This window comes from Cellulosimicrobium cellulans, from assembly GCF_024124905.1.
GTDB classification, from domain to species: domain Bacteria; phylum Actinomycetota; class Actinomycetes; order Actinomycetales; family Cellulomonadaceae; genus Cellulosimicrobium; species Cellulosimicrobium cellulans_G.
This window is the reverse complement of sequence record NZ_JAMXST010000001.1, coordinates 632,503-657,306: the sequence shown is the minus strand read 5'-3', so window position 1 is coordinate 657,306 and position 24,804 is coordinate 632,503. Positions and strand designations below refer to the sequence as shown.

The 24,804-nt window shown below is 73.5% G+C and carries 25 protein-coding genes; 14 read left to right on the top strand and 11 right to left on the bottom strand.

All coding sequences use genetic code 11. The annotated features are described in order from the left end of the window. Nucleotides 1–16 precede the first annotated feature (16 nt). Entirely contained in the window at nucleotides 17–919 is a 903-nt protein-coding gene (gene ypfJ / locus NHH00_RS03025; protein WP_253049974.1) for a KPN_02809 family neutral zinc metallopeptidase, read from the bottom strand. 255 nt (nucleotides 920–1,174) lie between these two features. Here ypfJ and NHH00_RS03020 point away from each other — a divergent pair, with 255 nt between their 5' ends. Continuing rightward, nucleotides 1,175–2,773, top strand: a complete 1,599-nt coding sequence (locus NHH00_RS03020) for an ABC-F family ATP-binding cassette domain-containing protein (protein WP_253049972.1) — start codon at nucleotides 1,175–1,177, stop codon at nucleotides 2,771–2,773. Here the strand turns inward: NHH00_RS03020 and NHH00_RS03015 are convergent. The 3 genes from NHH00_RS03015 to NHH00_RS03005 are packed head-to-tail and all read right to left on the bottom strand — an operon-like array spanning nucleotide 2,746 to nucleotide 4,393. Then, entirely contained in the window at nucleotides 2,746–3,783 is a 1,038-nt protein-coding gene (locus tag NHH00_RS03015; RefSeq protein ID WP_253049970.1) for an SURF1 family cytochrome oxidase biogenesis protein, read from the bottom strand. The two genes, NHH00_RS03020 and NHH00_RS03015, sit on opposite strands and share 28 nt — an antisense overlap. Continuing rightward, complete coding sequence (locus NHH00_RS03010) at nucleotides 3,780–4,028, bottom strand: hypothetical protein (protein WP_253049968.1); 249 nt, start codon at nucleotides 4,026–4,028, stop codon at nucleotides 3,780–3,782. The genes NHH00_RS03015 and NHH00_RS03010 overlap by 4 nt, the downstream gene beginning before the upstream one ends. Then, nucleotides 4,025–4,393 (bottom strand): DUF3099 domain-containing protein, encoded by a 369-nt coding sequence (locus NHH00_RS03005; protein WP_253049966.1) that lies wholly within the window; start codon nucleotides 4,391–4,393, stop codon nucleotides 4,025–4,027. Before NHH00_RS03005 ends, NHH00_RS03010 begins: the two co-directional genes overlap by 4 nt. 208 nt (nucleotides 4,394–4,601) lie before the next feature. On the opposite strand from NHH00_RS03005, the gene fabG reads away from it, so the two are divergent. From fabG to NHH00_RS02990, 3 genes are all read left to right on the top strand, one after another. Beyond that, nucleotides 4,602–5,327: a 3-oxoacyl-ACP reductase FabG gene (fabG, locus tag NHH00_RS03000; protein WP_253049964.1), complete on the top strand. Its 726-nt coding sequence runs from the start codon at nucleotides 4,602–4,604 to the stop codon at nucleotides 5,325–5,327. Nucleotides 5,328–5,434: 107 nt separating this feature from the next. Next, nucleotides 5,435–6,202, top strand: coding sequence for an enoyl-ACP reductase FabI (gene fabI, locus NHH00_RS02995; protein ID WP_047233141.1), 768 nt, complete (start codon nucleotides 5,435–5,437; stop codon nucleotides 6,200–6,202). 14 nt (nucleotides 6,203–6,216) lie between these two features. Continuing rightward, the gene (locus tag NHH00_RS02990) at nucleotides 6,217–6,753 is read left to right on the top strand and encodes a SixA phosphatase family protein (protein ID WP_253049962.1); all 537 of its coding nucleotides are present in this window, start codon (nucleotides 6,217–6,219) and stop codon (nucleotides 6,751–6,753) included. 75 nt (nucleotides 6,754–6,828) lie between these two features. On the opposite strand, the gene serB is transcribed toward NHH00_RS02990, so the two are convergent. Next, on the bottom strand, nucleotides 6,829–7,497 hold the full coding sequence (gene serB, locus NHH00_RS02985) for a phosphoserine phosphatase SerB (RefSeq protein WP_308202265.1): 669 nt from the start codon (nucleotides 7,495–7,497) through the stop codon (nucleotides 6,829–6,831). Nucleotides 7,498–7,613: 116 nt separating this feature from the next. Next, nucleotides 7,614–8,855, bottom strand: a complete 1,242-nt coding sequence (glgC, locus tag NHH00_RS02980) for a glucose-1-phosphate adenylyltransferase (protein WP_253049960.1) — start codon at nucleotides 8,853–8,855, stop codon at nucleotides 7,614–7,616. Between the two features lie 129 nt (nucleotides 8,856–8,984). On the opposite strand from glgC, the gene glgA reads away from it, so the two are divergent. From glgA to NHH00_RS02960, 4 genes are all read left to right on the top strand, one after another. Beyond that, complete coding sequence (gene glgA / locus NHH00_RS02975; protein ID WP_253049958.1) at nucleotides 8,985–10,196, top strand: glycogen synthase; 1,212 nt, start codon at nucleotides 8,985–8,987, stop codon at nucleotides 10,194–10,196. Further along, nucleotides 10,193–10,675, top strand: a complete 483-nt coding sequence (locus NHH00_RS02970) for an SRPBCC domain-containing protein (RefSeq protein WP_253049956.1) — start codon at nucleotides 10,193–10,195, stop codon at nucleotides 10,673–10,675. The genes glgA and NHH00_RS02970 overlap by 4 nt, the downstream gene beginning before the upstream one ends. 353 nt (nucleotides 10,676–11,028) lie before the next feature. Beyond that, nucleotides 11,029–11,598, top strand: a complete 570-nt coding sequence (locus NHH00_RS02965; RefSeq protein WP_253049954.1) for a DUF6318 family protein — start codon at nucleotides 11,029–11,031, stop codon at nucleotides 11,596–11,598. A gap of 155 nt (nucleotides 11,599–11,753) precedes the next feature. Continuing rightward, complete coding sequence (locus tag NHH00_RS02960) at nucleotides 11,754–12,488, top strand: hypothetical protein (protein WP_253049952.1); 735 nt, start codon at nucleotides 11,754–11,756, stop codon at nucleotides 12,486–12,488. Nucleotides 12,489–12,717: 229 nt separating this feature from the next. Here NHH00_RS02960 and NHH00_RS02955 read toward each other — a convergent pair whose 3' ends face one another. Continuing rightward, nucleotides 12,718–13,185, bottom strand: a complete 468-nt coding sequence (locus NHH00_RS02955; protein WP_253049950.1) for a hypothetical protein — start codon at nucleotides 13,183–13,185, stop codon at nucleotides 12,718–12,720. 175 nt (nucleotides 13,186–13,360) lie between these two features. Further along, entirely contained in the window at nucleotides 13,361–14,197 is an 837-nt protein-coding gene (locus NHH00_RS02950) for a hypothetical protein (RefSeq protein WP_253049948.1), read from the bottom strand. Between the two features lie 27 nt (nucleotides 14,198–14,224). Here NHH00_RS02950 and NHH00_RS02945 point away from each other — a divergent pair, with 27 nt between their 5' ends. The 6 genes from NHH00_RS02945 (at nucleotide 14,225) to NHH00_RS02920 (ending at nucleotide 21,928) form a co-directional block, all read left to right on the top strand. After that, the gene (locus tag NHH00_RS02945) at nucleotides 14,225–15,013 is read left to right on the top strand and encodes an ABC transporter ATP-binding protein (protein WP_253049946.1); all 789 of its coding nucleotides are present in this window, start codon (nucleotides 14,225–14,227) and stop codon (nucleotides 15,011–15,013) included. A gap of 76 nt (nucleotides 15,014–15,089) precedes the next feature. Then, nucleotides 15,090–15,560: an NfeD family protein gene (locus NHH00_RS02940; RefSeq protein ID WP_308202250.1), complete on the top strand. Its 471-nt coding sequence runs from the start codon at nucleotides 15,090–15,092 to the stop codon at nucleotides 15,558–15,560. Nucleotides 15,561–15,625: 65 nt separating this feature from the next. Next, nucleotides 15,626–16,939, top strand: a complete 1,314-nt coding sequence (locus NHH00_RS02935; protein ID WP_253049944.1) for an SPFH domain-containing protein — start codon at nucleotides 15,626–15,628, stop codon at nucleotides 16,937–16,939. A 237-nt stretch (nucleotides 16,940–17,176) separates the two neighbouring features. Then, nucleotides 17,177–17,953: a TetR/AcrR family transcriptional regulator gene (locus NHH00_RS02930; protein ID WP_253049942.1), complete on the top strand. Its 777-nt coding sequence runs from the start codon at nucleotides 17,177–17,179 to the stop codon at nucleotides 17,951–17,953. Between the two features lie 130 nt (nucleotides 17,954–18,083). Beyond that, nucleotides 18,084–19,817, top strand: coding sequence for an ABC transporter ATP-binding protein (locus NHH00_RS02925; protein WP_253049940.1), 1,734 nt, complete (start codon nucleotides 18,084–18,086; stop codon nucleotides 19,815–19,817). Next, nucleotides 19,814–21,928: an ABC transporter ATP-binding protein gene (locus NHH00_RS02920; protein WP_253049938.1), complete on the top strand. Its 2,115-nt coding sequence runs from the start codon at nucleotides 19,814–19,816 to the stop codon at nucleotides 21,926–21,928. Before NHH00_RS02925 ends, NHH00_RS02920 begins: the two co-directional genes overlap by 4 nt. Nucleotides 21,929–22,027: 99 nt before the next feature. Here the strand turns inward: NHH00_RS02920 and NHH00_RS02915 are convergent, their stop codons facing one another. The 3 genes from NHH00_RS02915 to NHH00_RS02905 all read right to left on the bottom strand — a co-directional run bounded on the left by NHH00_RS02915 (nucleotide 22,028) and on the right by NHH00_RS02905 (nucleotide 24,717). Next, nucleotides 22,028–22,300 carry a metal-sensitive transcriptional regulator gene (locus tag NHH00_RS02915; RefSeq protein ID WP_253049936.1) on the bottom strand — a complete coding sequence of 91 codons (273 nt, stop codon included), beginning with the start codon at nucleotides 22,298–22,300 and terminating at the stop codon, nucleotides 22,028–22,030. A gap of 294 nt (nucleotides 22,301–22,594) precedes the next feature. Continuing rightward, complete coding sequence (locus NHH00_RS02910) at nucleotides 22,595–22,954, bottom strand: rhodanese-like domain-containing protein (protein ID WP_253049934.1); 360 nt, start codon at nucleotides 22,952–22,954, stop codon at nucleotides 22,595–22,597. Then, nucleotides 22,951–24,717, bottom strand: a complete 1,767-nt coding sequence (locus tag NHH00_RS02905) for an FAD-dependent oxidoreductase (RefSeq protein WP_253049932.1) — start codon at nucleotides 24,715–24,717, stop codon at nucleotides 22,951–22,953. Before NHH00_RS02905 ends, NHH00_RS02910 begins: the two co-directional genes overlap by 4 nt. Nucleotides 24,718–24,804: the final 87 nt, after the last annotated feature.

Genomic DNA, 24,804 nt, shown 5'->3' with positions numbered 1-24,804 from the left:
ATCTCGGCTGGAGCGGTCAGAGGGTCGACGCGGAGAGGGCGTTGCAGTCCTGGAGGGTGCCACCGTTGTAGCCGATGGTGAACCAGCGCTGGCGCTGCTCGCTCGACCCGTGGGTCCAGCCCTCGGGGTTCACCTGACCGGTCGCGGCCTCCTGGATGCGGTCGTCGCCGACGGCGGACGCGGCGGACAGCGCGTCGTTCAGCTCCTGGTCGGTGATCGGCGCGAGGAACGTCACGCCGGTGTCCGGGTCGACGGTGCTCGCCGCGTGGCCCGCCCACATGCCGGCGAGGCAGTCGGCCATGAGCTCGATGCGCACGGAGTCGGACTGGGGACCGGTGCCCTGCCGGTTCGCCGCGTCCATCGCGCCGACGAGCTGCTCGATGTGGTGGCCGAACTCGTGCGCGACGACGTACATCTCCGCGAGGCCGCCGTCGTTGGCGCCGAACCGGCTCGTGAGGTCGTCGTAGAAGCCGAGGTCGATGTAGACGGTCTGGTCGGGCGGGCAGTAGAACGGCCCGACGGCGCTCGTCGCCGCACCGCAGCCCGTCGAGACCTGTCCGGTGAAGCTCACGACCTGGGGCAGGTCGTACGTGACGCCCGCCTGCTCGGGGAGCGCGTCGGCCCAGTACGCGTCGAGCGACTGCACGGTGCCGTTGAGGCGGCACTCGCGCGTCGTGTTCGCCTCCTCGGCCGTGCACGCGTCGATGTACTCCTGCTGGCCCTCGCCGTACGCGCCCGAGTCGGACCCGTCGCCGCCCGTGAGCGCGCTGAGGTCGACGCCGGTCTGGTTGCCGACGAACGCGATGAGCAGCGCGACGAGCACCGCCCCGATCCCGCCGCCCGCGATCATCGTGCCGCGCCGACCGCCGCCCTTGCGGACCCGCCCGCCCTCGAACGAGCCACCCTCCTGGAAAGTCACAGGTCAACGCTACCGCCGGGCCGTGCGCCAGGCGTCCTGGTGCGGGTGCCCGGCCGGCGCGAGCACGATCTCGGCGCCGAGCAGCGCCCTCGCACGCCCCTCCGGCGGAATGGGGTGGGACGCGACGGCGGGCCCCCGTAGAATCGACGAGGCCCGGACGCCGGGGAGCACGCACCCGGCCCCACGACGAGCCACCGGCCGACCGGCCGGGCGAGGGCCGTCGTCGGGCACCGCACCACCCGAGAGGACCCTCCCGTGATCACCGCTCACGGCGTCGAGCTGCGCGTCGGCGCCCGCGTCCTGCTGCACGAGGCGACCTTCCAGATCGCCTCGGGCGACCGGATCGGACTCGTCGGGCGCAACGGCGCCGGCAAGACGACCCTGACCAAGACGCTCGCGGGGGAGACCCAGCCGACGGCGGGGAGGATCACGCGCGGCAACGACATCGGCTACCTGCCGCAGGACCCGCGCACGGGCGACCTCGACGTCATCGCGATGGACCGGGTGCTCTCGGCCCGCAGCCTCGACAAGATCGTGCGCCAGATGCGCGAGACCGAGGGTGCGATGGCGAGCGCCGACGTCGAGACGCACGAGGCCGCCATGGAGCGCTACCCGAAGCTCGAGGCGCGCTTCCTCGCCGCGGGCGGCTACGCGGCCGAGAGCGAGGCGCACCGCATCACGAGCAACCTCGGCCTCGACGACCGGGTGCTCGGGCAGCCGCTGAGCACGCTGTCCGGCGGTCAGCGCCGCCGCATCGAGCTCGCGCGCATCCTGTTCTCCGGGGTCGAGACGCTGCTCCTCGACGAGCCGACGAACCACCTCGACGCGGACTCGATCATCTGGCTGCGCGACTACCTCAAGTCGTACGGCGGCGGGTTCGTCGTGATCTCCCACGACGTCGAGCTGCTGCGCGCGACCGTGAACAAGGTCTTCCACCTCGACGCGAACCGCGGCGAGCTCGACCAGTACAACCTCGGGTGGGACGCCTACCTCGCGCAGCGCGAGTCCGACGAGCGCCGCCGCCGTCGCGAGCGGCAGAACGCCGAGAAGAAGGCAGGCGCGCTGCTCGCCCAGGGCGAGAAGATGCGCGCCAAGGCCACGAAGGCCGTCGCCGCGCAGCAGATGATGCGCCGCGCCGAGAAGATGCTCGCGGGCATCGAGGGCGAGCGGCAGACCGACAAGGTCGCCAAGCTGCGGTTCCCCAAGCCGGCGCCGTGCGGCCGCACGCCGCTCACCGCGAGCGGGCTGTCCAAGGCGTACGGGTCGCAGGAGGTCTTCGCGGGCGTCGACCTCGCGATCGACCGCGGCAGCCGCGTCGTCGTGCTCGGCCTCAACGGCGCCGGCAAGACGACGCTCCTGCGCATCCTCGGCGGCGTCGAGCAGCCGGACACGGGCGAGGTGCACCCGGGCCACGGCCTGAAGATCGGCTACTACGCCCAGGAGCACGACACGCTCGACATGGACGCGACCGTCGTCGAGAACCTGCGCCACGCCGCGCCCGACCTCACCGACACGCAGGTGCGGTCCGTGCTCGGGTCGTTCCTGTTCTCCGGCGACGACGCGGACAAACCGACCAAGGTGCTGTCCGGCGGGGAGAAGACGCGCCTCGCGCTCGCGACGCTCGTCGTCTCGGCCGCGAACGTGCTGCTCCTCGACGAGCCGACGAACAACCTCGACCCGGCGTCGCGCGCCGAGATCCTCGGGGCGCTCAAGACGTACGAGGGCGCGGTCGTCATGGTCACGCACGACGACGGCGCGGTCGAGGCGCTCGAGCCCGAGCGCGTCCTGCTGCTGCCGGACGGCGACGAGGACCTGTGGAGCGACGACTACGCGGAGCTCGTCTCGCTGGCCTGAGCGGGCGGTCGGTCCGGCGCGGTCTCACGGCCTGCGCCGAGCTGGGCGTCGACGAGGGCGTCCTCCTCGTCCTCGGCGCTCGGCCGGCGGCTGCGCGGCTCACGCCGTGCGCGGGTGCCGGCGGGATCCCGGGCGGCGAGCAGGTCGCCCGCGGTGAGCGTCGTCTCCTCGCCGCGCGCGTCCCGACGGTCGCGGCGGACGAGGAGCCAGAAGCCGGCGACCGCGCCGATCGCGAACACGCCCCACTGGAACGCGTACGACAGGTGCGACCCCGGGTCGGTGTCGGGCTTGGGCAGCGCCTCCAGCGTCTCGGCCGCGGGCGGCACCTCCGTGCGGAGCTGGCCGTACGCGCCGACGGTCCGGCCCTCGGCCCACGCGGCGCCGTCGGGCCCGGCGGCGAGCACCTGGTCGGTGGCGACCGCCTGGACCTGCCCGTCGGGAGCGTCCCGGCCCGACGGCGGCTCGTCGCCGCGCAGCGTCACGGTCGCCTCGACCTCGCCCTCCGGGGGCACGGGGACGTCGCCCGGCGTGACGGCGTCGCTGCCGAGCGGCACGAACCCGCGGTCGACGACCACGACGAGCCCGTCGGGCGCGGACGGCGTGGGGTTCGTCACGAACGGGACGAGCACGTGAAAACCGGGGCTGCCGCCGACGGGGCGGTTGCGCAGGAGGACGGTCGCGTCGGTCTCGTAGCGGCCCACGAGCGTCACGGGACGCCAGAGGTCGGCCTCGTCGAGCGTGGCGCCCGGACCGTCGAGGACCTCGTCGACCGGGACGGGCTCGGACGTGTAGTTCGTCTCGATGCGCTCGATCTCCGCCTCGCGCGAGACGTACCGGTTCCACTGCCAGCGCCCCGCCACGAGGCACAGGGCGACCAGGACGACCACCCCGACCGCGAGGGTCACCCACTGGCGCGGCGTGCGCGGCTGGTGGGCCTCCGCGGTGGCGCGCTCCGGCGTCGGGCCTGCCGGGGCGCCCGACGCCGGGCCCGACGGTGCAGCCTGCGTCACGGGGCCGCCCGGCGCTCGAGCTCGTCGACCGGCACGGTCGTGCGCCAGAACGAGCGGGCGCCGAGGAACGTCTCTAGGTGCTCGCGGTGCGCGTCGCACGCGAGCCAGACCTTGCGCCGCTCGGGCGTGTGGATCTTGGGGTTGTTCCACAGCAGCCCCCACGCGGCCGACTCACGGCAGCCCTTGGCGCTGCACACCAGGTCCTCCTCGCCGACGGGGTCGGCGAGGCCCAGCACATCGGTCACCGGTCGTCCTCCTCGTGGTCCTGCGGATCGCGCGGTCCTGCGCCGGCGATCCCGTGGGATCCCGGCACCCCGGCCGCGGGCAGCGCGCGGTGCTCCATCGGCGAGGTGTCGTACTGGGCCTGGTCGCGCCCGGCGTTGGCGATGAGCACCGCGCTGTACGGCAGGACGATCGCCGCGGCGGCGAACACCCAGGTCAGCCAGCTCGGCGCGACGAGGATCGCGGCCACGAAGCACACGATGCGGATACCCATCTGGATGAGGTACTTGCGCTCGCGGCGCGACTGGTCGGCGGCCAGGGGCTCCGGGGCCGACGTGATGCTCGGGACCGCCTCGGCCGACCTCCGGGCCGTGCGTCGTGTGCTCACCCGTCCAGTCTACGTTTGTCGGGACCCCACAAAGTGTGGGGGAGCGGTGTGACCTCGCCGTACCGCGCACGGCGGGGCCTGCGCACGGTACGGTCGGTGCGGCGCGTTCGCGCGGCTCCGTCACGAGCCCGCACGGGCCCCCTGGCACCGGCCGTGCGGGACCCGTCCCCGGCCGCCGTCCCACCCGACCGTCCCGAGGAGCCGCACCGTGTCCGAAGCCACCGCACCCGCCCCGCGCACCGTCGTCGTCACCGGCGCGAACCGGGGGATCGGCCGTGCCATCGCCGAGCGGTTCGTGGCGAACGGCGACCGCGTCGCGACCGTCTACCGCGGCGGCGACCTGCCCGACGGCGTGCTCGGTGCCGTGGCGGACATCACCGACACCGCCGCCGTCGACGCCGCGTTCACCGAGATCGAGAAGGAGCTCGGGCCGGTCGAGGTGCTCGTCGCGAACGCGGGCGTGACGCACGACCAGCTCCTGCTGCGCATGACCGACGAGGACTTCGAGTCCGTGATCGACGTCAACCTCACCGGCACGTTCCGCTGCGTGCGCCGCGTGAGCAAGGGCATGATCCGGCTGCGGCGCGGACGCATCGTGCTCGTGTCGTCGGTGATCGGTCTGTACGGCGGCGCCGGGCAGGTCAACTACGCGTCCTCCAAGGCGGCGCTCGTCGGCATGGCGCGCTCGATCACGCGCGAGCTCGGGTCGCGCAACATCACGGCGAACGTCGTGGCGCCCGGGTTCATCGACACCGCGATGACCGCCGAGCTCCCCGAGGAGCGCCAGGCCGCGTACAAGGCCGCGATCCCCGCCGGGCGCTTCGCGCAGGCCGACGAGGTCGCCGGGGTCGTGCAGTTCCTCGCGTCCGACGACGCCGCGTACGTCTCCGGGGCCGTCATCCCCGTCGACGGCGGTCTCGGCATGGGTCACTGACCCGACGCGCGTCCGGGCCACGGTCACTCGTGCGCCCGCGCCCGCTCTCTTTCGGTACGCTCAGCCTCAGCGCGCCCGCACGGCGGGTGCACGACGGAAGGAAACCGATGGGTCTGCTCGACGGCAAGAAGCTCCTGATCACGGGAGTGCTCACCGACTCCTCGATCGCGTTCCACGCGGCGCGCCTCGCGCAGGAGGAGGGGGCCGAGGTCGTGCTCTCCTCGTTCGGCCGCCAGATGAAGCTCACGCAGGCCTTCGCCAAGCGCCTGCCCGTCGAGGCGCCCGTCGTGCAGCTCGACGTGACGAACGACGACGACCTCGCCGGCCTGGCCGACGCCCTCCGCGAGCACACCGACCGCCTCGACGGCGTCGTGCACTCGATCGGCTTCGCCCCGCAGAGCGTCATGGGCGGCAACTTCCTCTCGGGCACCTGGGAGGACGTCGCCACCGCGCTCCAGGTCTCGACGTTCTCCTACAAGTCGCTCGCGGTCGCCGCGAAGCCGCTCATGACCGACGGCGGGGCCGTCGTGGGTCTCACCTTCGACGCGCAGTTCGCGTGGCCGGTCTACGACTGGATGGGCGTGGCGAAGGCCGGCCTCGAGTCCGCGAACCGCTACCTCGCGCGCGACCTCGGCCCCGACGGCATCCGGGCCAACCTCGTCTCCGCGGGCCCGATCCGCACGACGGCCGCCAAGTCCATCCCCGGCTTCGAGCAGATGGAGGACGGCTGGCCCAAGCGCGCGCCCCTCGGCTGGGACCAGACGACGGCGGAGCCCGCCGCGCGCGCGGTCGTCGCGCTCCTGTCCGACTGGTTCCCGGCGACGACCGGTGAGATCGTGCACGTCGACGGCGGCGTGCACGCCATGGGGCAGTGACTCAGGAGGAGAGCATGGGCGCGGAGACCATCGACGGCGGCGTGCGCCGCCTCGTCCTCCTGCGCCACGCCAAGGCGGAGCCCGGCGGCGGGAGCGTCGACGATGTGCTGCGCCCCCTCGCGCTCAACGGGCGGCGCCAGGCGGGCCGGGTCGGCGGCGCGCTGCGCGAGACGGGGCTCGTCCCCGAGCGCGTGCTGTGCTCGTCGGCGCTGCGCACGCGCCAGACCTGGGAGCTGCTCGCCGCCCACCTGGGCGACGTCGACCCCGACGTCGTCGTGAGCGACGACCTCTACGCGGCCGACGTGACCGACGTGCTGGACCTCGTCCGGTCGACGGACTCGCGCGTGCGCACGCTGCTCGTCGTCGGGCACGAGCCCACGATGGCGGCGACGGCGTCGCACCTCGCAGACCCGGCGTCCGACGGTGGGGCGCTCGCCCAGGTGCGCGTCGGCGTGCCGACGGCGACCTACTCCGTCCTGGAGTCCGCGACGGCCTGGGACGCCTGGGCGCCCCGCAGCGCGCTGCTCACCTACGTGGGTCGCCCGTCCTGACGGTCGCGCCCTGCTCGTGACGCGAGAGAGCCCTGGTCCGTGCGGACCAGGGCTCTCTCGCGTGGCCGTCGCGGCTCAGCGGGTGGCGTCCACCCGGTCGACGACGTCGAGGACGGCGTCGATGCGCGGCCCGTCGACGCCGTAGGGGGCCTGCGCGCGCACGACCGGCTTCGCGGCGAACGCGACCCCGATGCCCGCGGCGCCGATCATGTCGAGGTCGTTCGCACCGTCGCCCACGGCGATCGTCGCGCTCATCGGCAGGCCGAGCTCGGCCGCGAACTCGCGCAGCGCGACCTCCTTCGCGGCGCGGTCCACGACCGGGCCGGTCGTGCGACCGGTGAGCCGACCGTCGGCGACCTCGAGCCGGTTCGCGCGGAAGCGCGTGATCCCCAGCTCCGCCGCGAGGTCGGCGACGATCTCCTCGAAACCGCCCGACACGAGCCCGACCTCCCAGCCGCGACGGCGCGCCTCGGCGACGAGCTCGCGCACGCCCGGCGTGAACGTCGCGCGGGCGCGGACGTCGGCGAAGGCCTCGACGGGAACCCCGGCGAGGGTCGCGACGCGCTCGCGCAGCGACGCCCCGAAGTCGATCTCGCCGCGCATCGCGCGCTCGGTCACCTCGGTGACCTCGGCGCGTGTGCCCGCGTGGTCGGCGAGCAGCTCGATGACCTCCTGCTCGATGAGCGTCGAGTCCACGTCCATGACGAGGAGCCGGACGGGGCCGCTCGTGGGGTCGGGGGTCACGCGGGGGCTCCTCGCGGTGTCGGTCTCGTCGACGCCCGGGCCGGGCGCCTCGGCGGGCGCGTCGTCGGGCAGCGCGGCGCGGACGGCGTCGGGCACGACGCCGAGGGAGGACGGTGTCACTCGACGACCGTCCCCTTGGGGACGACGGTGATACCGGACTCGGTGACCGTGAACCCGCGGGCGCGGTCCTGCTCCGGGTCGAGCCCGATGCGCGCCTGCTCGCCCACGACGACGTTCTTGTCGATGATCGCGCGGTGGACCTGCGCGTGCCGGTGCACCTGGACGCCGTCCATGAGCACGGAGTCCGAGACGGACGACCACGAGTGCAGGTAGGTGCCGGGAGAGAGGACCGATCCGACCGCCGTCGCGCCCGAGATGATCACGCCGGGGGAGACGATCGAGTCCGCGGCGTGCCCGAGGCGCCCGCGGCCCGCGTGCACGAACTTCGCGGGCGGCAGGCCCGTGTAGCCCGTGTGCAGCGGCCACTCCTCGTTGTAGAGGTTGAAGACCGGCGTGACGGCGATGAGGTCCTTGTTCGCGTCGTAGTACGAGTCGATCGTCCCCACGTCGCGCCAGTAGTCGCGGTCGCGGTCCGTCGAGCCGGGGACGTCGTTGCGGATGAAGTCGTAGACCGCCGCCGTGCCCTTCTCGACGAACGCGGGCACGATGTCGCCGCCCATGTCGTGGCGCGAGTCCGCGTTCGCGGCGTCCGACGTCACGGCCTCGACGAGCGCGTCGGTGTCGATGACGTAGTTGCCCATCGACGCGAGCACCTCGTCGGGCGAGTCCGCGAGGCCGACCGGGTCCTTGGGCTTCTCGCGGAACGCCGCGATCTTCGTCGGGTCCTTCGGGTCGGTCTCGATGACGCCGAACTGGTCCGCCATGGAGATCGGCTGCCGGATGCCCGCGACGGTGAGCTGCGCGCCCGACTCGACGTGCGCGTCGACCATCTGGGAGAAGTCCATGCGGTACACGTGGTCCGCGCCGACGACGACGACGATGTCCGGCCGCTCGTCGTCGATGATGTTGAGGCACTGGTAGATCGCGTCGGCGCTGCCGAGGTACCAGTGCTTGCCGACGCGCTGCTGCGCGGGCACCGGCGCCACGTAGTTGCCCAGGAGCGACGACATGCGCCACGTCTTGGTGATGTGCCGGTCCAGGCTGTGGGACTTGTACTGCGTGAGCACGATGATGTGCAGGTAGTGCGAGTTCACCAGGTTGGACAGCGCGAAGTCCACGAGGCGGTAGATGCCCCCGAACGGCACCGCGGGCTTGGCCCGGGACGCGGTGAGCGGCATGAGGCGCTTGCCCTCGCCCCCGGCGAGGACGATGGCGAGGACTCGTGGTGCGGCGGCCATGCCCAGACGGTAGCCCCTCGGGGCGGCACCACGCAGCAGGGACCCGCATCGTGGGCGCGGCGCGTCCGCGCCGTCCGCACCGGCGGTCATCGCGGGACCGTGGCGGGCGACTCGGCTACGGTGTGGCGCGTGAGAGTGGACCTGCTGACCCGTGAGTACCCGCCGCACGTCTACGGCGGCGCCGGCGTGCACGTCGCCGAGCTGTCCGCGGTCCTGCGCCGCCACGTCGACGTGCGCGTGCGCTGCTTCGACGGCCCGCGCGCCGAGGACGACGTGACCGGCTACTCGGTCCCGGGCGTCCTGTCCGGTGCGAACGCCGCGCTCGGGACGTTCGGCGTCGACCTCCAGATGGCCGACGACGTGGCAGGCGCCGACCTCGTGCACTCCCACACCTGGTACGCGAACCTCGGCGGCCACCTCGCGGGCCTCCTGCACGGCGTCCCGCACGTGCTCTCCGCGCACTCGCTCGAGCCGCTGCGCCCGTGGAAGGCCGAGCAGCTCGGCGGCGGGTACGCGCTGTCGTCCTGGGCCGAGCGCACCGCGTACGAGGGTGCGGCGGGGATCATCGCCGTGTCCGGTGGCATGCGCGACGACATCCTGCGGGTCTACCCGCAGGTCGACCCCGCGAAGGTCCACGTGGTGCACAACGGCATCGACCTCGACGGCTGGCGGCGTCCGGAGTCGGAGACGCAGCGCGGCGGCGCGGACGGGGTCGTGCGCGCCCTCGGGATCGACCCCGACCGTCCCGCCGTCGTGTTCGTCGGCCGGATCACGCGCCAGAAAGGCCTGCCGTACCTGCTGCGCGCCGCACGCTCGCTGCCCGACGACGTCCAGCTCGTCCTGTGCGCCGGCGCCCCCGACACCCCGGAGATCGCCGCCGAGGTGAGCGGCGCCGTCGCCGAGCTGCAGAAGGAGCGCAGCGGCGTCGTCTGGATCGAGCAGATGCTCCCGCGAGCCGAGCTCGTCGCCGTGCTCGCCGCGTCCACCGTGTTCGTCTGCCCGTCCGTGTACGAGCCGCTCGGCATCGTCAACCTCGAGGCCATGGCGGTCGGCCTGCCGGTCGTCGGGACCGCCACGGGCGGCATCCCCGAGGTCGTGGACGACGGCGTCACGGGCCTCCTCGTGCCCATCGACCAGGCGGACGACGGCACGGGCACCCCGCTGGACCCCGACCGGTTCGTCGCGGACCTCGCGGCCGCGCTGACCCAGGTCGTGAGCGACCCCGAGCGCGCCGCCGAGATGGGCCGTGCCGCGCGGCAGCGCGTCGAGGACCACTTCGCGTGGGACGCGATCGGCGAGCGCACGCTCGACGTCTACCGGACGGTGCTGGAGCGGTCGTGACCACCGCGGGAGCCGGCCGGGTCGACGAGGCGTCGCGCCTCGTCGCCGCCGCGCCCCGCGACGTCTACCGGGCCCTCGTCGACCGGGACGCGCTCGCCGCGTGGCTCCCGCCCGACGGCATGTCGGGCCGTTTCGAGCGCTTCGACCTGCGCCCCGGCGGCGGCTACCGCATGGTCCTCGCCTACGACGACCCGCAGGCCGACCCCGGCAAGACCGGCGAGGGGACCGACGTCGTCGACGTCGCGATCGTCGACCTCGTCCCCGGCCGGAGGGTCGTGCAGCAGGTCGACTTCGCGTCCGACGACCCGGCGTTCGCCGGGACCATGACGATGACCTGGACCGTCGAGCCCGCAGACGACGGCGCCCGTGTCACCGTGCGGGCGACGGGCGTGCCGTCGGGCATCTCCCCGGAGGACCACGCCACCGGGATGGCGTCCTCCCTCGCGCACCTCGACGCGCACGTGACGTCGCGCTCCTGACGGCGCGCGCACGGGGTGCGGGTGCCCGAGTGGTCGGCGAGTCGTGAGACGTGGCCCTCCGGCGCGCTCCACGAGGGGCCACGTCTCGCTTCTCACCCCGCGCCACCGGGCGACGTCGATCGTGACCCGCCGGTCCGTGCGTCCGGCTGACCGAATCGCCGGGGAGCGGGGCGACGAACCTCCGTTGTCCACAGGGCGGGACGCGCGGTTCCGTCGGCGGTGCGGTTTCGCTAGGTTGCTGGGCAGCCCGCGCGCCCCGTCGGTGTGGCGTGCGGGGTGGTTCGCATCGATCTGCAGGGGGTCTCGTGCGTCGTTCTCGTGTGCTGTCCCGTGCCCGACGGCGGTCGCTCGTCGTGGGCGTCGTCGTCGCGATGGGGTGCGTGGTCGCCGGGTGCACCGGTGGTGGTGGCCCTGGTCCGTCACCGTCGGTCGACGAGCCGGTCGTGCCGTCGCCGGCGGAGTCCCCCGCGCCGACGCCTGGCGAGACCGGACCGGTGAAGCCGGAACGTCCCGCGGCGATGGACCGCGACGACGCCGAGGGTGCCGCCGCGGCGGCGGAGTACTTCCTGTCGTTGTACGCGTACGTTCTCGCGACGGGTGACACCGCCGAGTGGGACGCGATGACGTGGGCCGAGACGTGCACGTTCTGCACCAGCGTTCGCGACCGGGCGAGCGACGTGCGTGCAAACGACGACTCGTTCACGGGAGCCGGAATCGAAGTGACTAACCCAAACGTGGGTGCATACGACGACTTCGTTGGTGGGTTTCCAGTCTTGTTCGACTTCGTGCAGTCGCCTCACAAGCGTGTCGCAGTGGACGGCTCGATTGTCTCGGAGGATCAAGGGGCAAGCGGAAGGCTGCAGATCGACATGAAGCACCTGGCTGATGGCTGGCTCGTTCTCGCTGTGACGAGTGCCGAATGACCGCGCGACTACTTGCACTTGCTGGCCTCGTTGGTGCGATCGTTGCGAACGTTGCACCCCCAGACGGAACACGGGACGCGGAGATCTGGGGTGAACTGGGCGGCAGCAAGGCGATAGTCCACGGTACGGCGGCGCCGAATGGTGGGGCGGAGTACGTGCCCGCGGCGGCGGACGGTGGTCCGGCGTCGGAGGCGTACCGGCGCGGGCCGGCGTACCGGTGCTACGACGGTGACCATGCCACGACGCTGCCCGGGCTGGTGCCCGCGTGCCCGGACGGGCAGAACGCGGCGGGGTTCGACCCCGGGTGCACCGCGGACCAGGTCGCGTTGGAGCCGTTGTTCCGCCAGACCTGGACCAACACCACGGACGGCACCCGGACCGCGGTCTCGGGCTGGGAGCTCGTCGCCGACGCGTCCTGCCTCGGCGCCGTCGACCTGGCCGGCGAGGCCGAGGCGGCGTTCCGCACCCTGACCATCGCGCCGTCGCCGATCGTGGTCCAGCCCCCGGACGGGTGGACCCTGGTCAACGTCCCCACCATCACCTACACCCAGCCCGGGGAGCAGACCCTGGACACGACCCTGCTCGGCATCCCCGTGCAGATCCGCGCCACCCCACGCTCGTACGCGTGGGACTACGGCGACGGCACGCCCCCGGTCTCCACGACCGACCCCGGCGCCGCCTACCCGCACCACACCGTCGCGCACACCTACGACCAACCGGCCGAGCAGGTCCAGATCACGCTCACCACGACCTGGTCCGGACAGTTCCGCATCACCGGCACCACCACCTGGACCGACGTCACCGGCACCGCGACCACCACCAGCACCGCCGACCCGCTGCGCGTCTACGAGGCCCGCTCCCGCCTCGTCACCGACAACCTGCCCGACTGACGCGGCCACCCACCCGCGGCCCCACCGCAGAGGCCCGGACGGCCGATCGACGTCGGCGCCAGCAGCAGGTCCGCTACCGCGACCGGAACGTCGTCGAGCGCTACGTCAACGAGCTCAAGGGGTGGCCCGGCATGCGATCCGAACCGACGGGCTCGCCCGCAACCGCCGCGCCGCGATCGCCCTCGCCGCCACCTCGACCTGGCGACGCACCATCTCACCGTGACGCACCTCAGAGCAGGTCGTTCTCCGCCTCTTCGATGGGGCCGCTCCACCATGAGTCCGGCCCGGTCGCGGTGCGATCGATCGCGTGCAGCCGCTTTCGGAGCTTCCTCAGCCGTGTGCGGTGAGAGAGGCCGTTGCGTGCTGGGAGGACGCGGGGAGGAACCTGCCCCTCCTGGAATGCACGAAGACGCTCCGCGGCCTGTTCAGCCGTCATCGTCACCGGTGTCGGGGCAGGCGGCCCGGAGCCGAGATACTCTGCGAAGGCCTCCAGGAAGCCCTCGGTGGCCCTTCGGTCGCGGTTGAGCGGGGAACACTCGCCTGTCGCGACATCGCACACCGATGTCGTCCCGTCGCTGTCCTCCATGACCAGAAACTCCCCGTCGTGGACACTGCCGATCTCGCGAGCCCCGGAAACGACGTCCGTTCTCACCGTCGCCGGGTAGAGGTGGATACCGAACAGATGCTCCTCGCGCACGCCCTCAATTCTATCGGGATGGACCGCAACGACTTTCAGCCCCGCGGCACCACATCGATCAACGCACCCTGGGCCTGCGTGCCCGGGCGCCGCACCCTCGTGAGATCGACCCCAACGTTCGAGATCGACCCTCTGGGGGTCGATCTCACGACGCACGGGTCGATCTCGCGGAGCGTCAGGAGGCGGCGATCCAGAGGGTGGCGGCGCCGAGAGCGTGGCGGGAGGCGCGGTCGACCTCGCGCAGGGCGGTGGAGCGCTGGTCGGCCTGCCAGAGGTTGACGGACCCGCCGTCGTCGGCGGTGGCCAGGTCGACGATGGCGCGCAGGCGGGCGGCCTGGGTGAGCACCTGGACGGCGCGCGGCGGGACGGACGCGGGGAGCTGCCAGGCGGGGACGCCGCCCGCGCGCAGGTCCGCGAGGGCGCCGGCGGCGTCGTCGCGCCAGCGCGCGACGTCGAGCTCGTCGAGGGCGCGGGTCGCGAGGAGCAGCGCGGTGCGCAGGTCGCGCTCGGCCTCCGCGAGCGAGCCGAGCGCGCCGAGCGCGCGCGTGCTCCACGGTCCCACCGACGTCACGTGCCACGTCACGAGGTGGCCCGGCTCGAGGTCGCTGCCGAACTCGGTGACCTCCGGGACGAGCGCCCACGAGCCGGACGACGTGGTGACCACGACGCACTCTCCGGCGTCGGTCGCGCGCGCGGCGGCCTCCGGCGGGACGCCGCCGACGTCGCCGGGGACCGGAGCCAGCGCGACGACCTCGCGCGCGTCGCCGGCCCACGCCCCGGCCAGGTCCTCCAGGCGGAGATCGCCCAGCGCCCCGGACACGACGTGCGGCTCGTCGTCGCGCTGCACGGCGCGGAGCAGGCGGGCCAGCCCGTCGTCGTCGCCCAGGCGCGCCGCGCGCAGCCAGAGCGCGAGGAGCGCGCTGCGGGGGAGGGCGCCAGTGCTGGACGCGGAGCCGGGACCGGAACCCGGGCCGGTCGCGTCGTGCGGGCCCTCGGACGAGTGTGAGACCACGTCGGCCAACCTATAGGGTCGGTGACCATGAGCGCGGTTCTCGACCTGAAGGGCGTCACGGTCCGCCGTGACACCAAGACCATCCTCGACGCGGTGGACTGGCAGGTGAACGAGGGCGAGCGGTGGGTCGTGCTGGGCCGCAACGGCGCCGGCAAGACGACCCTGCTGCAGATCGCGTCCGCGCGCATGCACCCCACCGCGGGCACGGCGGACATCCTCGGCGAGCGGCTCGGCCGCGTCGACGTCTTCGAGCTGCGCCCGCGCATCGGCCTCGCCTCCGCGGCGCTGGCCGAGCGGATCCCGGGTGACGAGACGGTGCGCGACGTCGTCCTGACGGCCGCGTACGGCGTCACCGGCCGCTGGCGCGAGGAGTACGAGGAGTTCGACGCGGAGCGCGCGAGCGACCTGCTCGCGGCGTTCGGCGTCGACCACCTGGCGGACCGCCTGTTCGGCACCCTCTCGGAGGGCGAGCGCAAGCGCACCCAGATCGCGCGGTCGCTCATGACCGACCCCGAGCTCCTGCTCCTCGACGAGCCGGCCGCGGGGCTCGACCTCGGCGGGCGCGAGGAGCTGGTCGGCGCGCTGTCCGAGCTCGCGGGCGACCCGGCGTCTCCCGTGCTCGTGCTCGTCACGCACCACGTCGAGGAGATCCCGCCCGGGTTCACGCACCTGCTGCTGCTCAAGGACGGTGTCGTGCACACGGCCGGCCCGGTCGAGGAGGTCCTCACGGCCGAGAACCTCAGCGACGCGTTCGGCCTGCCGCTCCTCGTCGCGCACGGGGGTGGGCGCTGGATGGCGCGCGCCGCACGGGTGTGACGCACGCGTCGCGCACCTGCGCGAGGACGCGTGCACGGCGGGCGGAAGTTCGGTAAAGTACACGTAAAGCGCGCACGTGGGAACGGGGGTCGAGATGGACTGGCTGTGGTGGGTCGGAGCGGCGCTTCTCCTCGCTCTCGTGGAGATCATCTCGCTCGACCTGGTGCTCATCATGCTGGCCGGCGGCTCGCTCGCCGCGGCCGGCGTCAACGCTGCCGGCGGGCCGTTGTGGCTGCAGATCGTGGCGTTCGCGGTCGTGAGCGCCGTCCTGCTGCTCACCCTGCGGCCGTGGCTCCTGCGCCACCTGCGCTCGCGGGTCCCGCTCACGGAGACGAACGTCGCCGCCCACGTCGGCCGGACGGCGCTCGCCGTCGACCGCGTGAGCGAGTTCGGCGGCCGCGTGAAGCTCGTCGGCGAGGTCTGGACCGCGCGGACCGAGCCCGACGCCCCCCAGATCCCGGTGGGGACGGAGGTGCGCGTCGTCCGGATCGACGGCGCGACGGCCGTCGTCGCGCCGCTGCCCGCCCAGCACCCGACCGGGTCGTGACCGACCGGCACGACCCGCACCGCGCCGCCGGGCGACCGGTCGCGCCGCCGACCAGGAGGTAGTCGATGAACGACCCCAGTCCCGGAACGATCCTCGCGTACGTCGTCCTCGCGCTGATCCTGATCTTCGTGGTCGTCGCGCTCGTCAAGGCGGTGCGCATCGTGCCGCAGGCGGTCGCGATCATCGTCGAGCGCCTGGGCCGGTACTCGCGCACGCTCGAGCCGGGCCTGCACCTGCTGGTGCCGTTCATCGACCGCGTGCGCGCCTCGGTCGACCTGCGCGAACAGGTCGTCTCGTTCCCGCCGCAGCCCGTGATCACGTCCGACAACCTCGTGGTCAGCATCGACACGGTGATCTACTTCCAGGTCACGGAGCCCAAGTCGGCGGTCTACGAGATCGCGAACTACATCACGGCGATCGAGCAGCTCACCGTGACGACCCTGCGCAACGTCATCGGTTCGATGGACCTCGAGCAGACGCTCACGAGCCGCGACCAGATCAACGGCCAGCTCCGCGGCGTGCTCGACGAGGCCACCGGGCGTTGGGGCATCCGCGTCAACCGCGTCGAGCTCAAGTCGATCGACCCGCCGCCGAGCGTGCAGGGCTCGATGGAGCAGCAGATGCGCGCCGAGCGTGACCGTCGTGCGGCGATCCTCACCGCGGAGGGTGTCAAGCAGTCGCAGATCCTCACGGCCGAGGGCGAGAAGCAGGCGGCGATCCTCCGGGCCGAGGGTGACGCGCAGTCGAAGATCCTCACGGCCGAGGGCGAGGCGCGCGCGATCCTCCAGGTGTTCGACGCCATCCACGAGGGCGACGCCGACCCCAAGCTGCTCGCGTACCAGTACCTCCAGATGCTCCCGCAGATCGCGAACGGCAGCGCCAGCAAGCTGTGGGTCGTGCCGACGGAGTTCACGGCTGCTCTCGGGTCCATCGCCAAGGGCTTCGGCGGCGTGCCCGGGATCGACGGCGGGGGAGTGCCGAGCGCGACGCCCGCCGAGGACGCGGAGGCGGCCGAGGCGAGCGCCGAGGCGCGCCGCGAGCGCGAGCGCGACCGTGTGAAGTTCGGCGTGCCGTCCCTCACCGACCCGTCGGAGGCGCTGGCCGAGGCACGTCGTCAGGCCGAGGCGGCCACCGCGGACGCCACGAGCGCGGGCACGCGCTCCGGTCTCCCGTTCGACCCGCAGACCGAGCGCGGCCAGCACCCGGGCGGCGCCGGCGAGCACCGCGCGGGCCCGCCGGAGCCGGGTGCCGCGACGCCGCGCCCGCTCGGGGGCCCCGCGCAGTACGCGCCGCCCCCGCCGCCGCCCGTGGAGGACGCGCCCGGGGCGGACGAGCCGCCGTCCGGCGAGCAGCCGCCGTCGTTCCCGCCGCACCGCTGACCTCCGGGTTCGACGTCGCACGCCGACGCGGACGCCGACGGCACCGCGACGCTGACGCCCGCGTCGTCGGCACCCTGCGGGTGACCCCCGGCGGACGCTGGGTCCGCACCGCAGAGCCCCGCACCTTCCCGGTGCGGGGCTCTCGCGCGTCGCGGCAGGCGTGTCGTCGGCGGTACGGAGTTCCGCCGTGAGCGGACGACATTGCGAGTGAGTGCTCACTCAGTTAGCGTCGCCCTCGTGACACCGCTCCCTTCCCCGTCGGACGCGCCGCCCGGCACGTCGCCCGACGCGACGCCCGACGCGCCCGCACCCGAGCGCACGCGTGCCCGCCCGCTCTCGCGCGAGGAGCGGCGCGACGCGATCGCGGCCGCGACGATCCCGCTGCTCGTCCAGCACGGCGCCGCCGTGACGACCCGGCAGATCGCGGACGCCGCCGGGGTGGCCGAGGGGACGCTGTTCCGCGCGTTCGCCGACAAGGACGAGATCCTGCACGCCGCCGTCGTGCGCTCGCTCGACCCGGCGCCCGCGGTCGCCGCGATCGCTGACCTCCCCGACGACGACGGTCTGCGCCCGCTCGTGGTGAGCATCGTCGAGTTCCTGCTCGAGGCGCAGCGCGTCGGGATGCGGATCTTCGCCGCGGCCCACCAGGTGCTCGACCCCCACCGTGGCGGCGCGCACGGGGCCGGGGCCGGCGACCCGCGGACCGAGCGGCAGGACCGGGCCGACACCGTGCGGCGGATGCGCGCCGGGCACGGCCCGGACGCGCGACGGGCGGGGTTCGACGCGCGCGAACGCTCCGCGCGCGAGATCGTCGGGGCGATCGAGCGCACGCTCGTCGCCCACCGCGCGGAGCTGCGCGTGGACCCGGGGCTCGCGGCGCGCGCCGTCTTCTCCCTCGTCTTCGGAAACGCCTTGCCGCACCTGTCCGGCGGTGACAGGCTCGACGCCGTGCAGCTCGCCGACCTGATCCTGGGCGGCATCGGAGCCGACGTCACCACCGACCCCTCGCCCTGAGGGGCGCGCCGCCCGCGCCCTGCGGCGGCCCTCGCCCGGCCCGCCGCACGGTTCGAGCCCCCCGGTGCGCCCGGGATCGTCCACCGGCCCGACCGTCCGTCCCGTAGCCCCCCACCCGGACAGGAAACCCATGCTCGTCAGCCTCTTGAAGACGCGGTTGCGTCCTTACCTGACACCGATCCTCATCCTCCTCGGGCTCCAGCTCGTGGCGACGCTCGCGTCGCTGTACCTCCCGAGCCTCAACGCCGACATCATCGACCAGGGCGTCACGCAGGGCGACACCGCCTACATCATGCGCACCGGCGGCCTGATGCTCCTCGTGAGCCTCGGGCAGGTCGTGTGCGCGGTCGGGGCCGTGTACTTCGGTGCGCGGGTCGCGATGTCGTTCGGCCGCGACGTGCGCGCCGGCCTGTTCACCAACGTGCAGCGCTTCTCCGCCCAGGAGATGGGCCAGTTCGGCGCGCCGTCCCTCATCACGCGCACGACGAACGACGTGCAGCAGGTGCAGATGCTCGTGCTGCTGTCCCTGACGATCATGGTCATGGCGCCGATCATGCTCGTCGGCGGCGTGGTCATGGCCCTGCAGGAGAACGTCGAGCTCTCCGGCCTGCTCCTCGTCATCGTGCCGGTGCTCGGCGTGAGCGTGGGGCTCATCATCTGGCGGATGGTCCCGTACTTCCGGCAGATGCAGAAGAAGATCGACGGCATCAACGCCGTCCTGCGCGAGCAGATCACGGGCATCCGCGTGATCCGCGCGTTCGTGCGCGAGCGGCACGAGGCCGAGCGGTTCGACGTCGCGAACGACGCGCTGTTCGACGTCTCGCTCAAGGCGGGCAAGCTCATGGCGCTCATGTTCCCGACCGTCATGCTCGTCATGAACGCGTCGAGCATCGCGGTGCTGTGGTTCGGCGGGCGCCAGATCGACGCGGGCGACATGGAGGTCGGTGCGCTCACCGCGTTCCTGTCCTACCTCATGTACATCCTCATGGCCGTGATGATGTCGACGATGATGTTCATGATGGTGCCGCGCGCCGCGGTCTCCGCCGAGCGCATCACCGACGTCCTGCGCACGACGGCCACGGTCGTCGAGCCGGAGCGGCCCGTGGCGCTCACGTCGCGGACCGGGCGCGTCGAGCTCGACGGCGTCGAGTTCCGCTACCCGGGAGCGGAGGACCCGGTGCTGCACGACGTCTCGTTCGTGGCCGAGCCCGGGCAGACGACCGCGATCATCGGCTCGACCGGCGCCGGCAAGACGACGCTGCTCAACCTCGTGCCGCGGCTGTTCGACGTCACGGGCGGGTCGGTGCGCATCGACGGGACCGACGTGCGCGACCTCACGGGCGCGGACCTCGGGTCGCTCCTCGGCCTCGTGCCGCAGAAGGCGTACCTGTTCTCCGGCACCGTCGCGGACAACCTCCGGTACGGCCGCCCCGACGCGACGGAGGAGCAGATGTGGGAGGCGCTCGACGTCGCCCAGGCCCGCGAGTTCGTCGAGGCGCTGGACGGCGGGCTCGAGGCGCCCGTCGCACAGGGCGGGACGAACTTCTCGGGCGGACAGCGTCAGCGGCTCGCGATCGCCCGCGCGATCGTGCGCGACCCCGCGGTCTACCTGTTCGACGACTCGTTCTCCGCGCTCGACTACGCGACCGACGCGCGCCTGCGCGCGGCCCTCGCGCCCCGCACCCGCCGGTCCACGGTGATCGTCGTCGCGCAGCGCGTCGCGACGATCCGCGGCGCCGACCAGATCCTCGTGCTCGACCACGGCCGCATCGTCGGCCGCGGCACGCACGCCGAGCTCCTCGAGTCCAACGAGACGTACCAGGAGATCGTCTACTCCCAGCTCTCGATCGAGGAGGCAGCATGAGCGGCGAGCAGGACGCCTCGCGCACGCCCGCGCCGTCGGGCCGGGACACCCCCGCGCCCGGTTCCGACGCTCCCGCGAAGGGCGGCGACGTCGCCCGGACCCGGCTCGCCGGGCGTCCCCGCGGCGGCGGTGGGCACGGCCCCATGGGCGGCATGGGCGTGCCCGGCGAGAAGGCGCTCGACTTCAAGGGCTCGCTGCGCCGGTTCGCGGCGTCGCTGCGGCCCGAGCGCGTGCCGATCGTCGCCGTCGTGATCCTCGGCGTCGTCTCGGTGGCGCTCGCGGTCGCCGGCCCCAAGCTGCTGGGCAACGCGACGAACATCATCTTCGCGGGCGTCGTCGGGTCCCAGCTCCCCGCGGGCGTGACGCAGGCGCAGGCCGTCGACGCGCTGCGCGCCCAGGGGCAGGACCAGATCGCGGACCTCGTCTCGGGCGTCCCCGGGCTCGTCCCGGGCGAGGGCATCGACTTCACGGCGCTCGCGACCGTGCTCGCGTGGGTGCTCGCGGTCTACGTCGGCTCGTTCCTGTTCGGCTGGCTGCAGGGGCGCATCACGGCGATCGTCGTGCAGCGCACCGTCTACCGGCTGCGTGGGGAGGTGCAGGCCAAGCTCGGGCGCCTCCCGCTGTCGTACTTCGACCGCAACGCGCGCGGCGAGATCCTCTCGCGCGTCACGAACGACATCGACAACATCTCCCAGACGCTCACGCAGACGCTCTCGCAGCTCGTGACGTCGGTCCTCACCGTGGTCGGCGTGCTCGGCGTGATGTTCTGGATCTCGCCGCTGCTCGCGGTCGTCGCGCTCGTGACGGTGCCGCTGTCCGTGATCGTCACGGCCCAGATCGCCAAGCGCTCGCAGCCGCAGTTCATCCAGCAGTGGGCTGCCACGGGGCGCCTCAACGCCCACATCGAGGAGATGTACACCGGGCACACGCTGGTCAAGGTCTACGGCCACCAGCAGGCCGCGATCGACGACTTCGAGCGCGAGAACGGCGACCTGTACGACGCGAGCTTCAAGGCGCAGTTCATCTCCGGCACCATCCAGCCGGCGATGGGCTTCATCGCGAACCTCAACTACGTGATCGTCGCCGTGGTCGGCGGGCTGCGCGTCGCGTCGGGCACCATGACGCTCGGCGACGTGCAGGCGTTCATCCAGTACTCGCGCCAGTTCACGCAGCCCATCACGCAGATCGCGTCGATGATGAACCTGCTCCAGTCGGGCGTCGCGTCGGCCGAGCGGGTCTACGACCTGCTCGACGCCGAGGAGCAGACGCCGGACCCGTCGCCGGCGCAGACGGTCGACCCGGTGCGCGGTCGCGTCGCGTTCGACGACGTGTCGTTCTCCTACAGCCCGGACACCCCGCTCATCGAGCACCTCGACCTCGTCGTGGAGCCGGGCCAGACGATCGCGATCGTCGGGCCGACGGGCGCGGGCAAGACCACGCTCGTCAACCTGCTCATGCGGTTCTACGACGTGGACTCGGGCCGGATCACGCTCGACGGCGTGGACACGCGCGCCATGACGCGCGACGACCTGCGCTCCGACATCGGGATGGTGCTCCAGGACACGTGGCTGTTCCAGGGCACGATCGAGGAGAACCTGCGGTACGGCGTGCGCGACGGGCGCGAGGTGAGCGAGGAGGAGTTCCTCGCGGCGACGCGCGCGACGCACGTCGACCCGTTCGTGCGCACGCTGCCCGACGGGTACGCGACGGTGATCGACGACGAGGGGTCGAGCGTGAGCGCGGGGGAGAAGCAGCTCCTCACCATCGCGCGCGCCTTCCTCGCCGACCCGGCGATCCTCGTCCTCGACGAGGCGACGAGCTCGGTCGACACGCGCACGGAGGTGCTCGTGCAGCAGGCGATGAACGCGCTGCGCGAGGGCCGCACGTCGTTCGTCATCGCGCACCGTCTGTCGACGATCCGCGACGCCGACACCATCCTCGTCATGGAGCACGGCTCGATCGTCGAGCAGGGCTCGCACGACGAGCTGCTCGCGGCGGGCGGTGCGTACGCGCGACTGTACGAGAGCCAGTTCGCGGCACCGGTCGGCGCCGAGGCGCAGGACGACGCGGTGGACGCCGCCGCCCCCGCCGGCCGGCCGGCAGGCGCCTGACGCGGCTCGACCCGCGCCCGCCCACCCTCGGGTGGGCCGGCGCGGGCCGGTCGCGGGGACGACGAGGGCCGGCGACCGGGCGGTGATCCGCCCGGGCCCTCAGGCGAGCGACAGGAACAGCTTCTCGAGCTTCGCGACGTCGAGCGTCGGGTCCTCGCCGTCCTCGGCCGGCTCGGTGAGGCACTGGCGCATGCCGGACGCGATGATCGCGAAGCCCGCGCGGTCGAGCGCGCGCGACACGGCCGAGAGCTGCGTGACGACGTCCTCGCACTCCCGCCCCTCGTCGATCATGCGCACGACGGCGGCGAGCTGGCCCTGGGCGCGCTTGAGCCGGTTGACGACCTTGTCCATGTCGGTGCGGTCGAGCTCCACGGTCGTTCTCCTGCGTTCGTCGGGGTGGTTTGTCTGGGGAGGTTCGGCAGCCGCCTGGCGCGGTGCCCGGTCTGCCGGGCTCCGGGCAGGGCCGCCGTCAGGCGCAGGTGCAGCGCTGCTCGGGCGGCACCTCGGCCATGACGTCGTCGGCGTGCATGCCGCAGCCGGTCCAGGTGGTCTTGCCGCAGGTGCGGCACAGGGCGGGACTGCACATGGTGTTCTCCTCGGTTCGGGGGTTCGGGGGTTCGGGGGTTCGGGGGTTCGGTCGAGGCGGGGCGGTCGGGTGGTGCAGGATCAGCGTCGCACGGCTCCGCCCGCGGCCTGCCACGCGCCGAGCCCGCCGGACAGGCTCGTCGCGGCGTAGCCGAGCGAGCGGAGCTGCCGGGCCGCGGTGCGCGAGCGCATCCCGGACGCGCACACGACGACGACGGTCGCGCCGTCCGTGAGGCGACGGGGCGCCGCGGACGGGAGGTCGGCGAGCGGCACGTGCACGGCCTGGGGCGCGTGCCCGGCGCGCCACTCGTCGCGCTCGCGCACGTCCAGGAGCGTCGCGCCGTCCCGGACGAGCTGCACCGCCGTGGTGGCGTCGACGGTCGGCCGCAGGGTGCCGTCGTCGGTCGAGCGGGAGAAGAGGCGGCGGAGGCGGTCGATCATGCGGGGACTCCTTCGAGGGGGCGCGCGGCGCGCGGCGTGGTGGTCAGGGTGAGCCAGCCGCCGGAGAGGTTGCGCGCGTCGAGCCCGGCGGCGAGCAGGACGCGGGTGGCGAGGTAGGAGCGCACGCCGCTCGCGCAGTGCACGGCGACGGGTCGCCCGGCCGCGGCGGCGCGCACCTCGTCGAGCCGCTCGCGCAGCTCGGTGTGCGGCACGTTGAGGGCTCCGTCGAGGTGTCCGCCGGCGTGCTCGGCGCGTGACCGGACGTCGAGCACGAGCGACGTCGCGACGACCTCGTCCAGGTCGGCCGCGTGCCACTGCGGCATGGTGCCGTCGAGCACGTTCTGCGCGACGAAGCCGAGCATGTTCACGACGTCCTTGGCCGCGCCGAACGGCGGCGCGTACGCGAGCTCGAGCTCGGCGAGGTCGTCCGCGGCGAGCCCGGCGCGCAGCGCCGTCGCGAGGACGGCGATGCGCTTGTCCACCCCGGCACGGCCCACGGCCTGGGCGCCGAGCAGGTGGCCGTCGGGCGCGAAGCTCGCCGTCAGGTGCACGGGCTCCGCCCCGGGGAACCAGCCCGCGTGGTGGGCCGCGTGGACGCGGACCTGCTCGTGCGCGACGCCGGCGGACGTCAGCGTCGCGTGGCTCGGCCCGGTGACCGCGGCGGTGAGGCCGAACACCCGCACGATCGCGGTGCCGAGCACGGGAGCCTGCGGTGTGGTGCGGTGGCCGAGCATCGAGTCCGCGGCGCGTCGGCCCTGGCGGTTGGCCGGTCCGGCGAGCGGGACCGGGCCCGTCGCGCCGGTCACGGCGTGCACGACCTCGACCGCGTCGCCCACGGCCCACACGTGCGGGTCGGACGTGCGCTGGTCGGCGTCGACGCGGATCGCGCCGCGCTCGCCGAGCGCCAGACCGGCGGCCGCGGCGAGGTCGCTCGCGGGCCGGACGCCGACGCTCACGAGCACGACGTCCGCGTCGAGCGTCGTGCCGTCCGCGAGCTCGATCGCGACGGCGTGGGTCGCGTCGGTCGGCTGCGGCACGACGGCCGTCGCGGAGGTGCCGAGGTGCAGCCCGACGCCGTGGTCGCGCAGCTCGTCCGCGAGCAGCGGGGCGAGGTCCGGCTCGAGCGGCGGCAGCACCTGGTCGGCGCGCTCGACGACGTCGACCGCGAGCCCGCGGGCGACGAGCGCCTCCACGGCCTCCAGGCCGATGAACCCCGCGCCCACGACGACGGCCCGCACCGGGGCCGTGCGCCCCGCGGTGACCTCGGCCTCGAGGCCCGTGAGCCGCTCGGCGAGCGCGTCGAGGTCTCCGACCGTCCGCAGCGTGTGCACGGCCGGGTGGTCGAGACCGTCGACCGGCGGGAGCACGGTGGTCGCGCCCGGCGCGAGGAGGAGCGCGTCGTAGTCGAGCTCGTACGTCCCGCCCTCGGCGGCGACGGTGACCGTGCGCGCCGCGCGGTCGACCGCGGTGACGCGGTGACGCGTCCGCACGTCGAGGTCGAGGCTCGCGCGGAGCGAGACGGGCGTGTGCAGCAGGAGGGCGTCGCGCTCGGCGATCTCGCCCGCCACCTGGTACGGGAGGCCGCAGCCCGCGAACGAGACGTGGTCGGACTGCTCGAGCACCACGATCGACGCGTGCTCGTCGAGGCGACGGGCGCGCGCGGCGGCGCTCATGCCGCCCGCGACGCCCCCGACGACGACGATGCGGCGCGGGCCGTCGGTGTCGGACGGGTGGGTCGTCGAGCCGGGAGTCGAGGGGATCATGGCTCGACAATACCCCCGGGGGTATCGATCGGCGCAAGCCGACGGGCTGAGAGGTCCGTCACGGGCCGTGCCCGGTCGGTGGGCGGA